Raw genomic sequence first — 10,985 nt, 5'->3', positions numbered from 1 at the left:
TGTGGACAACGACGGCCTTGTGGACAACTACGAGCCGAAGGCGTTGTCGGGGAGCGAGATGTCCGGCTTCTCGAGCTCCTCGACGTTGACGTCCTTGAAGGTCATCACCCGCACGTTCTTCACGAAGCGGGCCGGACGGTACATGTCCCAGACCCACGCGTCGTGCATCTCGACCTCGAAGTAGACCTCGCCGTCGGAGTTGCGCACGTGCAGGTCGACCTGGTTGGCCAGGTAGAACCGGCGCTCGGTCTCCACCACGTAGGAGAACTGGCGGACGATGTCGCGGTACTCCCGGTAGAGCTGGAGCTCCATCTCGGTTTCGTACTTCTCGAGATCTTCGGCGCTCATCGCGGTCCGCCTTCCATAGCCACATTGTCGCCCACTTGCGCCGGCACCCGTGCGGGCGCGCCGGGCGCCACGCCGACGTTACCGCGCCTTTGGCCCGGGCGCCCTACCGCTGCCACGTTCGCATAGGAGAAACGGTGCTCGGCGCACGGCCCGTGCATCGAGAGCGCGGCCTGGTGATCCGGGGTCGAGTAGCCTTTGTGCTCGTCGAAGCCGTACTCGGGATGGGTCTTGTGCAGGTCCTGCATGATCCGGTCCCGGGTGACCTTCGCCACGACGCTCGCGGCGGCGACGCAGGCGGCGACCTGGTCACCCTTCCACACCGCCAGCCCGGGCACACCCAGCCCGTCGACGCGGAAGCCGTCGGTGAGCACGTAGTCGGGGCGGACCGACAGCCCGGCGAACGCCCGGCGCATCCCGGCCAGGTTGCACACGTGCAGGCCGCGGCGGTCGATGTCGCCGGGCGGGATGATGACCACCGACCAGGCCTCGGCCCGCCGCACGACCTCCTCGTAGATCCGGTCGCGGGCGGCGGCGGTCAGCAGCTTGGAGTCGTTGAGCTCCTCGATCTCGCCGCGGCGGCCCTGCGGCAGCACGACCGCGGCGACCACGAGCGGCCCGGCGCACGCGCCCCGGCCGGCCTCGTCGGCGCCGGCGACCCGGTCGAAGCCGCGCCGCTGCAGCGCCCGCTCCAGGGCCCACAGGCCCGCGGCGCGGTGCACGACGGTGCGAGGGGGCGCCAGCACGTCACCCCACCTCCCGCAGGAGCGCGACGAGGTCCCCGGGGTAGTACCGCTCCGACGTCTCCCGCAGCTCGTCGGCCGACCACCACCGGCCGACGTCGATGCAGCCGACCTCGTACTCCCCCAGGTGGGTCAGGTCGACCTCGAATTCCAGCGTACGCACGACAAAGAAGGCCTGCTCCTGCGTATACCACTGCCCGTCGAACGGAAAGCGGACCACGTCGGTGCGGACCGGTCCCGTCAGGTCGGCCGGCTCGACGCGCAGCCCGGTCTCCTCGAAGACCTCCCGCACGGCGGCGTCGAGCAGCGTCTCCCCGTCCTCCAGGCCGCCGCCCACGGTGAACCAGTAGCGGTGGTCGGGGCGGGCCGGATCCCAGCCGTGCAGCAGCAGAACCCGTCCGGCCGGATCGATCAGGAGCACCCGGGCCGCCCTGCGATCGATGACCCCCGCGCCGTCCGTCATACCGACGAGACTACGACGTGCTCACCTCGCGGCGGGATCGGGCACCTTCTCGAAGGTGTCGGGGACGCTGAGCCATTTGGCTCTGGAGAACGGCCAGAAGACCACGAACGCGCGGCCGATCACGTCGTCCTCGGAGATGGTGGCCTGGACCGGATCCTTCATCCTGATGAAGTTGTACCGCGAGTCGCCCGACCGCGACCGATGGTCCCCCATCACCCACAGCCGCCCTTTGGGCACCGTGACGTCGAACTGCTCCTCGCTCGGCAGGTCCTGCAGCCCGTCCTCGGTGGTGTAGATGTACGTCTCGTCCAGGGGCGTGCCGTTGACCGTGATCCGCTGCTTGTCGTCGCAGCACACGATGTGGTCGCCGCCGACCGCGATGACCCGCTTGATGAAGTCCTCTTCCGACGGGTCGTTGCGCCACGAGTTCGGCGCTTCGAACACGATCACCTCGCCCCGGTGCGGGGAGCGGAAGTCGTAGACCAGCTTGTTGACGAGCACCCGATCCTTGATCAGGAGGGTGTTCTCCATCGACTCCGAAGGGATGTAGAAGGTCTGGAGAACGAAGGCCCGCACCACGACGGCGACGATGATCGCCACGCCCAGCAACACCGGCAACTCGCGCCAGAAACTGCCGCGCTTCTTGGTCTGCTCGTCAATCACGCCCTGAAGGGTACGTGCTCCTCACCATCGGCGACGCCTCAACCGCTGCGGACGCGCCGAACGGGTCGAAACCATGGCAGAAGCCGCCAAGGGGGCAACGAAGAAGTCCGGCGTCAATGGGACCTGCGGCACGCGGGTGACCCGCGGACCGGGCGACGCCGGCGCCGCCGCGCTCTTCGGCACGTTCTTGAATGTCTCCGGTACCGAGAGCCAGCCCCATCGGCTGCTCGGCCACAGGATGACGAAGGCCCGCCCGATCACATTGTCGATCGGCACCTGGCCCTGGCAGCGCGAGTCCTGCGACACCCCGCGGTGGTCGCCCATCACGAACATCTGCCCCGGCTCCACCTTCACCGGGTCGAAGCGGCGGGCGGTGCACTGCCGCGGGTTGGGGGTGGCGTCGAGCGGCGAGTCCTCGTAGACGTACGACGACTCGTCGAGCGGGTACCCGTTGACCGTCACCCGGCCCTGCACGTCGCAGCAGGCGACGGTGTCGCCGGGCAGGCCGATGACCCGCTTGATGAAGTCCTTCTCGCCCGGCTGGGAGAACCCGACCAGGTCGCCGACCGTGCGGCCGAGCTCGGCGAAGAAGCCCGCGTCCTTGTCGATCTGGTTCTCCGGGGCCCAGTTGGCCGGCCCCTCGAAGACCACGATCTCGCCCCGCTGGGGCTCCCGGACGTCGTACAGCACCTTGTTGACCAGGACGCGGTCGCCGACGAGGAGGGTCTCCTCCATCGAGCCGGACGGGATGAAGAAGGCCTGGACCAGGAAGGTGCGGATGAGCACCGCGAGGCAGAACGCCACGATGAGCAGTAGCGGCAGCTCCTGCCACAGCGGCATGTTCTTGCGCTTCTTGCGCACCTTGCTGCGCCACGACTGGGAGGAGCTGTCGTCGTCGTAGTCGTCACGCGCCGCCGGGCGCCGGCGGTCGAAGCTGCGCTCGTAACGGTCGTCGTACTGCGAGCGCTGGTCCTCGAAGGCGCGGTCGCGCACGATCGGCGGCTCGTCGTACCGCTCCCGGTCCCAGCGACCCCGGCCGCCGCCGTACAGCTCATCGGCCCGGCCCGCGTTCCGGCCACCCTGCGGCTCGTCGTAGCGGTCGTCGCGGCGCGGCTCGGTGTCGTAGCCGTCGCGGTTCCAACTGCCGTCGTACGAGCGCTGGTCGACGTTCTCGGGCCGGCCCGTGGCTGCCCAGTAATCGTGTCCCGGGTAGCTCACACCGCCGAAACCGAACTGCCCACGCTGCTCGCCCTCCTGGTCGAGGGGGCGTTGACGTGGGGGTGAGTCATCGCCGCGATCGTCGTAACCATCGCGGCCATAGGGGTCGCTTGCCATCGGCGTCAGCCTAGATGCACAAGACCACTTTGGGGAGCCCAGTCCCTCGTGGCCGAAAAGGCCGTTCCGGGACATGGCTCAGGGAGGGTGCGCATGGCGCCCCTCCCTGATGGCATTGTGGCGAACCGCAGGGTCAGCTGCTGACCCTGGTGTCGCGCTTCTCCTTGATCTTCGCCTTCTTGCCGCGAAGGTCACGGAGGTAGTAAAGCTTGGCGCGGCGCACGTCACCGCGGGTGACGACCTCGATGCGGTCGACGGCCGGGCTGTTCACCGGGTAGGTGCGCTCGACGCCGACGCCGAAGCTCACCTTGCGGACCGAGAAGGTCTCCCGCAGGCCGGCGCCCTGGCGACGGATCACCACGCCCTGGAAGATCTGGACCCGGGACCGGTTGCCCTCGACGACGCGGGCGTGCACCTTGACGGTGTCACCGGCGCGGAAGCTGGGGATATCGGTCCGCTGCGACTGTGCGTCCAGCGCGTCCAGCGTGTTCATCGCGGCTGTTCCTCGTCACTTCAAGGCACGCCCGAGTGCGGGACGCGCATAGGTTTTGTGGGGCGAATGCCCGTGGCAACCTCACCACTTTGCCACATCGACGCCCGGAACCTGAAATCAGGTCCCTTGATCACCGGGCTCGAGGGCCGCGAGCAGGTCGGGCCGGCGCTCGGCGGTGCGCAGCAGCGCCTGCTCACGGCGCCAGCGGGCGATCTTTCCGTGATCACCCGACCGGAGGATCTCCGGGACGTCGAGACCCCGCCAGGTCGGGGGCTTGGTGTACATCGGCGCCTCGAGGACGCCGGCGGCGTGCGACTCGTCCACCAGCGAGTCGGCGTTGCCCAGCACCCCGGGCAACAGCCGGGTGACGGCCTCCAGGACGACCAGCACGGCGACCTCGCCACCGAAGAGCACGTAGTCGCCGAGGGAGAGCTCGGTCACCCGCATGCGGGTGCTCGCGTGGTCGATGACGCGCTGGTCGATTCCCTCGTACCGCCCGCAGGCGAACAGCAGGTGCGGGTCCTCGGCCAGGGCGCGGGCGGTGGCCTGCGTGAACGGGGCCCCGGCCGGGCTGGGCACGACGAGATGGGTGTCGGGGCCGGCCAGCTCGTCGAGGGCCTGGCCCCACGGCTCGGGGCGCATGACCATGCCGGGGCCGCCGCCGTAGGGCGAGTCGTCGACCGTGCGGTGCACGTCGTGCGTCCAGCGGCGCAGGTCGTGGACGTCGACCTTGAGCGTGCCCGCGGCGCGCGCCTTGCCGATGAGCGACAGCTCCAGCGGCGCGAGGTAGTCGGGGAAGATCGTGACGACGTCGACCCTCATAGGTCGAAGAGGCCTTCCGGCGGGGTGACGACGATCCGCCCGCCGGGCACGTCGACCTCGGGGACGATCTCGCGGACGAACGGGACCAGCCCGGTGCGCCCGTCGGTGAGCCGCACGACGAGCAGGTCGTGGGCGGGCGCGTGGTCGATGCGCAGCAGTTCGCCGATGCGCTCGCCGTCGGGCCGGACGATCGCGAGGCCGATCAGCTCGTGATCGTTGAACTCGTCGGGGTCGTCGCTGGGCGGAATCGTGTCGCTGTCGACGCACAGCAACACACCCCGCATGTCCTCGGCGAGGTTGCGGTCGTAGATGCCGTCGAAGACGACCAGCAGCCGCCCCTGGTGCGGCCGGACGGTTTCGACCGTCAGCGTCGCCGGCGGCCGCCAGGCCCCGGCCGGGACGGTCTGCAGACGCCGAACCGCCGTCGAGTCGGTCGTGAGGACCGACCCGACGGCGAAACGTTCAGCCGGAGCATCCGTGCGGACGTCGACCACGACTTCGCCGTGGACGCCGTGCGCCCGGATCACCTGACCGACGACGAGGAGCATGCGGTCAGTAGGCGTCGACGATCTCGACGCGCACGCCGCGACCGCCGATCGAGGTGATGACCTGCCGCAGCGCCTTGGCGGTGCGCCCACCGCGCCCGATCACCGTGCCGAGGTCCTCCGGGTTGACCCGGACCTCGAGACGCTGACCGCGACGGGAGTCGACCATGCGGACGCGGACGTCGTCGGGATTGTCGACGATGCCCTTGACCAGGTGCTCCAGCGCGGGGCGCAGCACGTCAGGCCTCCGCGCCGGCGCCGGCACCGGACTGCTCCTCAGCCTGCGCGGCCTCGGCGGCGGGCGCCTCGGCCTCGGCCTTCTTCTTCGGCTCGGCGGCCTTCTTGGCCTTCGGCGCGTCCGCCACACCGGCGGCGGCCTGGGCCTCGGCCTCATAGGTGGCGCGACGGTCGGGCGCCGCGGCGCGCACCTTCAGCGGCTCGGCCGGCGCGGGCAGGCCCTTGAACCGCTGCCAGTCGCCGGTCTTGCTGAGGATCGCCTGCACCGGCTCGCTCGGCTGCGCGCCGACCGACAGCCAGTGCTGAATGCGCTCGGAGTTGACCTCGATGCGCGAGGGCTCCTCTTTCGGGTGGTAAAGCCCGACGAACTCGATCGCCCGGCCGTCGCGCTTGGTGCGCGAGTCGGCGACGACGATGCGGTACTGCGGGTTGCGGATCTTGCCCATCCGCAGGAGCCGGATCTTGACGGCCACTTGGTTGCTCGCTCCTGGATCTGTTGGAAGCCGAGCGACCGCCCGGACGTCGTGGGGATGACGCGGTCGGCTGCTCTGTTGGACTGGTGTGACGCCGGGTTAGAGGGCTCGGACACACACCGGATACCAGCAGACTATTGTGCCAGACCCGCTACCGAGCGCAAAAACCAGGGGCTCACTGCAGCGGCCGGCGGTCCCAGCCGGGCACCAGGCCCGGAATGTCCCACTCCGCCGGTGGGCGGAAGTCGGTCCACGTGCCGTCGAACGGGAACGCCCCCGCCTCGATCTCCTTGATGACCCGCTCGCCCTCTGCCCGTACCGCTGCCTCGTCACGCACCCAGTAGTGCTCAGGGATCGCGAGGCGCTCCAGGAACTCTTCCTCGTCCTTCCAGTTCCAGGTCCGGTCGGGGGCGACCTGCACGTCGAGGTCCTCGTCGGTGACGTCGACCCCGGCCGCCCCGCCCTCGTCGCTCCAGCGGACCGCGGGGCGCTCGAGGTTGACATACCACCCGGTGAACCGCCCGGTGTCGTCGCGGAACCACCACACCGAGTGGGCCGGATCACCCGGCCGGTGCAGCTTCAGCACGCCCGGGCCGTTCCAGGTGCCGTGCCGCAGCGTCGGGGCGCCGAGCGTGACGTACTCGGCGAACGGCATCGACCGCATCCCGCGCCCGTCCGCCGACACCTCGTTGACGACGGGCGTGCCTCGGGCGATCCACACCAGCAGCCCGCGCTCGTCGTCGGAGACGACCCGGGCCGGGCGCACCCAGCCGAGCCGCCCGAGCCGCACGTTGCGGTGCATGATCGCCTGTCCGGGCGTGAAGACGACGCTCAACCGCGCTCCCTCGGTCGGTCCCAGCCCTTGGTGACGGGCTCGGGGATGGTCCAGTCGGCCGGCGGCCGGAAGTCGGTCCACGTGCCGTCGAACGGCCAGTCGCCCACCTCGATCGCGGGGACGATCGCGCGGCCCTGGGCCCAGACGGCGTCGGGATCGCCGACCCAGTAGGCGTCGGGGAAGGCGAGGCGCTCCTCGAGCTCGTCCTCGTCCTTCCAGCCCCAGCGGCGGTCGCGGTACACCCAGATGTCAAGGTCCTGATCGGTGAGGTCGATGCCGGCAAGATCGCCGTCGTCCCAGGTTACCGACGGTTCTTCGAGGTTGACGTACCACGCGAGGAAGGCGAACGACGGGTCGAAGAGCCACCAGACGGAGTAGGCGGCGTCGCGGGGGTGGAACTTCAGGCAGTGCGGGCCGCGGTACACATCCTGGATGATCTTCTTGGGGGTCTCGATCCAGTCGGCGAAGGGCAGGTCGCGCGGCCCGGCGCCGTCGACGGTGACCTCGCGGATGAGCGGGCTGCCGGTCGCGAGCCAGAGGCGGGTGCCCTGCTCGTCATCGGACACGACCCGGGTCATGGGCGCCCAGACCAGCGTGTCGCGGGTGAAGTGCCGGTGCAGAACCGGTCTTCCGGGACGCAGCGGCACGCTGCCGAGTCTAGACGATCACCCTGCCGCGTAGCACGATGCGCTGCGGCCGCAGCAGGGTCGTCAGGTCGCCGCGCGGGTCCTCGGCGTACACGACCAGGTCGGCCAGGCCACCCTCGACCAGGCCGGGGAAGCCGAGCCACTCCCGGGCGCCCCAGGAGCCGGCGCGCAGGACCGCCTCGGCGGGCAGGCCGGCCTCGCGGTGCAGCAGGAGCATCTCCCGCGCGGCCATCCCGTGGTCGATGCCGCCGCCCGCGTCGCTGCCGACGTAGATCGGCACGCCGGCCTCGTGGGCCGCGCGGACCACCGCCGGGAAGCGGTCGCGGAGCGCGATCATGTGGCGGGCGTACCCCGGGAACTTCTCCTCGGCCTGCGCCGCGATACCGCCGAACGTGGCAATGTTGATCATCGTCGGCACGAGCGCGGTGCCTCGCGCCGCCATCTCGGCGACGTCGTCCGCGGACAGCCCGGTGCCGTGCTCGACCGAGTCGACCCCGGCCCGCACCAGGGCGGCCACGGACTCCTCGGCGAACGCGTGCACCGCGACCCGCGCGCCGGCGGCGTGCGCGGCCGCGACGGCACCCGCCATCGCCTGCACGTCCCACGCCGGGGCGAGGTCACCGACCCCGCGGTCGATCCAGTCACCGACCAGCTTCACCCAGCCGTTCCCGGCGGCGGCCTGCCGGGCGACCTCGGCATCCAGGTCGCCCTCGCCCACTTCGACGCCGATGTCTCTCAGGTACCGCTTGGGCGGCGCGACATGCCGCCCCGCCCGCGCCAGCCGGGGCATGTCGGGATCGTCGTCGAGCTGCGCATACGGGATCGGGGAGCCGGCGTCGCGAATCGCGAGCACGCCCGCGTCGCGGTCGACGACGGCGAGCGACCGGGCGTGGTCCACGCCGGCGGACGGCCGGCCGCCGCGGGCGATGCCCAGGTGGCAGTGGGCGTCGACGAGGCCGGGCAGGACGAACCCGCCGTCGGCCACCGTCAGGGCGTTGCCGACCGGCTCGAAGGTCACCCGGTCGCCGACCAGCCAGATGTCGCGCCGCTCCCCGCCCGGAAGGACCGTGCCCCGGACGTGGAGGGGCTGCTCAGTTGTCCTTGTCACGCTTCTGGAGCTTCGAAAAGTCCAGCTTCGGCAGCTTGAAGCCCGGCGGCAGGCCGGCCGCGTTGGGGTCCATCTGCGCCGGGTCGAGGCCGGGCGGGAGCTGCGGCATCGCGGGCATGCCGCCGCCGAGGCGGGGCTGGCGGCTGTTGGCGCCCTTGGTGCCCTTGCGCTTGTTCTTGGGCGACTTGGTCGCCTTCCGCCGGCCGCCGGGCAGGCCCATCATGCCGCCCATCTGCTTCATCATCTTCTGCGCGTCGGCGAAGCGGCTGAGCAGCTGGTTGACGTCGGTGACGCTGGTGCCCGAGCCGTTGGCGATGCGCACCCGGCGCGAGGCGTTGAGGATCTTCGGGTTGACCCGCTCGTTCGGGGTCATCGAGCGGATGATCGCGACGACCCGGTCGAAGTGCTTGTCGTCGAGCTCGGCCAGCTGGTCCTTCATCTGCCCCATGCCCGGCATCATGGCCAGCACGTTGGCGATCGGGCCCATCCGGCGCACCGCCTGGAGCTGCTCCAGGAAGTCCTCGAGCGTGAACTGCTCGCCGCCCATGAGCTTGGCGGCCATCCGCTCTTTCTCGTCGTCGGCGAACGCCTGCTCGGCCTGCTCGATGAGGGTGAGCACGTCACCCATACCGAGGATCCGCGAGGCCATCCGGTCGGGGTGGAAGACGTCGAAGTCCTCCAGCTTCTCGCCGGTCGACGCGAACATGATCGGCTGGCCGGTCACGTGCCGCACGGACAGCGCCGCACCACCGCGGGCGTCACCGTCGAGCTTCGACAGCACCACACCCGAGATGCCCACACCGTCGCGGAAGGCCTCGGCGGTGGTGACCGCGTCCTGACCGATCATGGCGTCGATGACGAACAGCACCTCGTCGGGGTCGACCGCGTCCCGGATGTTCGCGGCCTGCTGCATCATCTCGGCGTCGATGCCCAGCCGGCCGGCGGTGTCGACGATGATGATGTCGCGCATCTGCCGCCGCGCGTGCTCGATCGACTCGCGGGCGACGGCCACCGGGTCGCCGACGCCGTTGCCCGGCTCCGGCGCGTACACCTCGACGCCCGCCCGGCCGCCCAGCACCTGCAGCTGGTTGACGGCGTTGGGCCGCTGGAGGTCGGCGGCGACGAGCAGCGGCTGGTGGCCCTGCCCCTTGAGCCAGCGGGCAAGCTTGCCGGCGAGGGTCGTCTTGCCGGACCCCTGGAGGCCGGCGAGCATGATGACGGTGGGCGGATTCTTGGCGAACTGCAGCCGCCGCGCCTCCCCACCGAGCGTGGTGACGAGCTCCTCGTGGACGATCTTGATAACCTGCTGGGCCGGGTTGAGCGCCTGCGACACCTCGGCGCCGCGGGCGCGCTCCTTCAGCCGGGCGATGAACGCCTTGACGACCGGCAGCGCGACGTCGGCCTCGAGCAGCGCGAGCCGAATCTCACGTGCGGTGGCGTCCACGTCTGCGTCGGTGAGCCGGCCCTTGCTCCGCAGCTTCGAGAAGATGCCGGAGAGCCGGTCACTGAGGGTGTCAAACACGACGATCCGTCCTCGGGTGTAGGAGTCCCTTGAAGGGTACGCGACGGTGCAGATTCCTTCGCACTACGCACACTTCGACTCGCTCAAGGTCGATGCGCGCTGCTTCGCTTTCATGATCAAGGGAAGAATCTGGCTGTCATGGCGACCAGATGTTTCCCTGGATCTTGAGCTCGGCATCCGCCGGCCCGGTTCCCGGCCAACCCATCATGATCGATGGCGAGTTCTGGCTGCCCCGACAACCAGAACTCGCCATCGATCATGAGCCGACTACCGACGCACGCCGCGGTCGTGTCGCCACCATTCGGTCAGTCGACCGACCGAAATGGCGCCGAACCCACCTCAGGTCGGTCAGTCGACCGACCGAACAAGCACGCCGGACAAACAGTGGCCTACGGACCGAGTCCGCCAACACCAGCGGCCACCGACACCCGAGCACCCGAGGCCGCTCGGTTGCTCGGTCGGTCGGTCGACCGACCGAACCACCCCGCCCAGGCCGGTCGGCCGACCACAACCGCGAGCACCAGCGCTAACCGCCATGCCGAGTGCCCCAAGTCGGTCGGTCGACTGACCGAAACCGCGAGCACCCAAGTCGGTCAGTCGACCGACCGAAACCGCGCCGCGTTGCCCCAGGTCGGTCGACCGCAACCGCGAGCACCAGCCGTGACCGCCATGCGGAGCCCCCAGCCGGTCGATCGACCGACCGAAACCGCGAGCACCCAAGTCGGTCAGTCGACCGACCGAAACCGCGCCGCGT

Annotated in this window: 14 protein-coding genes; all 14 read right to left on the bottom strand. The window is 70.2% G+C overall.

Annotation, left to right across the window (positions count from 1 at the left end):
* Window positions 1-27 precede the first annotated feature (27 nt).
* The 14 genes from ABZS66_RS10385 to ffh all read right to left on the bottom strand — a co-directional run bounded on the left by ABZS66_RS10385 (window position 28) and on the right by ffh (window position 10,231).
* Window positions 28-348, bottom strand: coding sequence for a DUF2469 domain-containing protein (locus ABZS66_RS10385; protein WP_354756804.1), 321 nt, complete (start codon window positions 346-348; stop codon window positions 28-30).
* Entirely contained in the window at window positions 345-1,091 is a 747-nt protein-coding gene (locus tag ABZS66_RS10380) for a ribonuclease HII (protein ID WP_354756803.1), read from the bottom strand. The genes ABZS66_RS10385 and ABZS66_RS10380 overlap by 4 nt, the downstream gene beginning before the upstream one ends.
* Window position 1,092: 1 nt before the next feature.
* Window positions 1,093-1,551, bottom strand: a complete 459-nt coding sequence (locus tag ABZS66_RS10375; RefSeq protein WP_354756802.1) for an NUDIX domain-containing protein — start codon at window positions 1,549-1,551, stop codon at window positions 1,093-1,095.
* A gap of 21 nt (window positions 1,552-1,572) precedes the next feature.
* Complete coding sequence (gene lepB, locus ABZS66_RS10370) at window positions 1,573-2,214, bottom strand: signal peptidase I (protein WP_354756801.1); 642 nt, start codon at window positions 2,212-2,214, stop codon at window positions 1,573-1,575.
* Between the two features lie 21 nt (window positions 2,215-2,235).
* Window positions 2,236-3,075, bottom strand: a complete 840-nt coding sequence (gene lepB, locus ABZS66_RS10365) for a signal peptidase I (protein ID WP_354756877.1) — start codon at window positions 3,073-3,075, stop codon at window positions 2,236-2,238.
* A gap of 607 nt (window positions 3,076-3,682) precedes the next feature.
* Window positions 3,683-4,042: a 50S ribosomal protein L19 gene (gene rplS, locus ABZS66_RS10360; protein WP_354756800.1), complete on the bottom strand. Its 360-nt coding sequence runs from the start codon at window positions 4,040-4,042 to the stop codon at window positions 3,683-3,685.
* Between the two features lie 117 nt (window positions 4,043-4,159).
* Window positions 4,160-4,864 carry a tRNA (guanosine(37)-N1)-methyltransferase TrmD gene (trmD, locus tag ABZS66_RS10355; protein ID WP_354756799.1) on the bottom strand — a complete coding sequence of 235 codons (705 nt, stop codon included), beginning with the start codon at window positions 4,862-4,864 and terminating at the stop codon, window positions 4,160-4,162.
* A complete protein-coding gene (gene rimM, locus ABZS66_RS10350; protein ID WP_354756798.1) occupies window positions 4,861-5,412 on the bottom strand; it encodes a ribosome maturation factor RimM in 552 nt (183 codons plus the stop codon). Before rimM ends, trmD begins: the two co-directional genes overlap by 4 nt.
* A gap of 4 nt (window positions 5,413-5,416) precedes the next feature.
* Entirely contained in the window at window positions 5,417-5,674 is a 258-nt protein-coding gene (locus ABZS66_RS10345) for an RNA-binding protein (RefSeq protein WP_033357826.1), read from the bottom strand.
* The gene (gene rpsP / locus ABZS66_RS10340) at window positions 5,649-6,119 is read right to left on the bottom strand and encodes a 30S ribosomal protein S16 (RefSeq protein WP_354756797.1); all 471 of its coding nucleotides are present in this window, start codon (window positions 6,117-6,119) and stop codon (window positions 5,649-5,651) included. The genes ABZS66_RS10345 and rpsP overlap by 26 nt, the downstream gene beginning before the upstream one ends.
* Before the next feature lie 175 nt (window positions 6,120-6,294).
* On the bottom strand, window positions 6,295-6,921 hold the full coding sequence (locus ABZS66_RS10335) for a DUF402 domain-containing protein (RefSeq protein WP_354756876.1): 627 nt from the start codon (window positions 6,919-6,921) through the stop codon (window positions 6,295-6,297).
* 29 nt (window positions 6,922-6,950) lie between these two features.
* Entirely contained in the window at window positions 6,951-7,601 is a 651-nt protein-coding gene (locus ABZS66_RS10330; protein ID WP_354756796.1) for a DUF402 domain-containing protein, read from the bottom strand.
* Window positions 7,602-7,611: 10 nt separating this feature from the next.
* Entirely contained in the window at window positions 7,612-8,709 is a 1,098-nt protein-coding gene (locus ABZS66_RS10325) for an amidohydrolase family protein (RefSeq protein ID WP_354756795.1), read from the bottom strand.
* Window positions 8,693-10,231, bottom strand: coding sequence for a signal recognition particle protein (gene ffh / locus ABZS66_RS10320; RefSeq protein ID WP_354756794.1), 1,539 nt, complete (start codon window positions 10,229-10,231; stop codon window positions 8,693-8,695). Before ffh ends, ABZS66_RS10325 begins: the two co-directional genes overlap by 17 nt.
* Window positions 10,232-10,985: the final 754 nt, after the last annotated feature.

The organism is Dactylosporangium sp. NPDC005572 (assembly GCF_040605515.1).
In the GTDB taxonomy this organism is placed as follows: domain Bacteria; phylum Actinomycetota; class Actinomycetes; order Mycobacteriales; family Micromonosporaceae; genus Dactylosporangium.
The sequence above is the reverse complement of the archived record's forward strand: the minus strand, read 5'-3'. Positions and strand labels throughout refer to the sequence as shown.

What these genes read in the sequence shown, in the direction of transcription:
- ABZS66_RS10385 (WP_354756804.1), bottom strand. Translation starts at nt 348, where the DNA reads ATGAGCGCCGAAGATCTCGAGAAGTACGAAACCGAGATGGAGCTCCAG.
- ABZS66_RS10375 (WP_354756802.1), bottom strand. Translation starts at nt 1,551, where the DNA reads ATGACGGACGGCGCGGGGGTCATCGATCGCAGGGCGGCCCGGGTGCTC.
- rplS (WP_354756800.1), bottom strand. Translation starts at nt 4,042, where the DNA reads ATGAACACGCTGGACGCGCTGGACGCACAGTCGCAGCGGACCGATATC.
- trmD (WP_354756799.1), bottom strand. Translation starts at nt 4,864, where the DNA reads ATGAGGGTCGACGTCGTCACGATCTTCCCCGACTACCTCGCGCCGCTG.
- rimM (WP_354756798.1), bottom strand. Translation starts at nt 5,412, where the DNA reads ATGCTCCTCGTCGTCGGTCAGGTGATCCGGGCGCACGGCGTCCACGGC.
- ABZS66_RS10335 (WP_354756876.1), bottom strand. Translation starts at nt 6,921, where the DNA reads ATGCACCGCAACGTGCGGCTCGGGCGGCTCGGCTGGGTGCGCCCGGCC.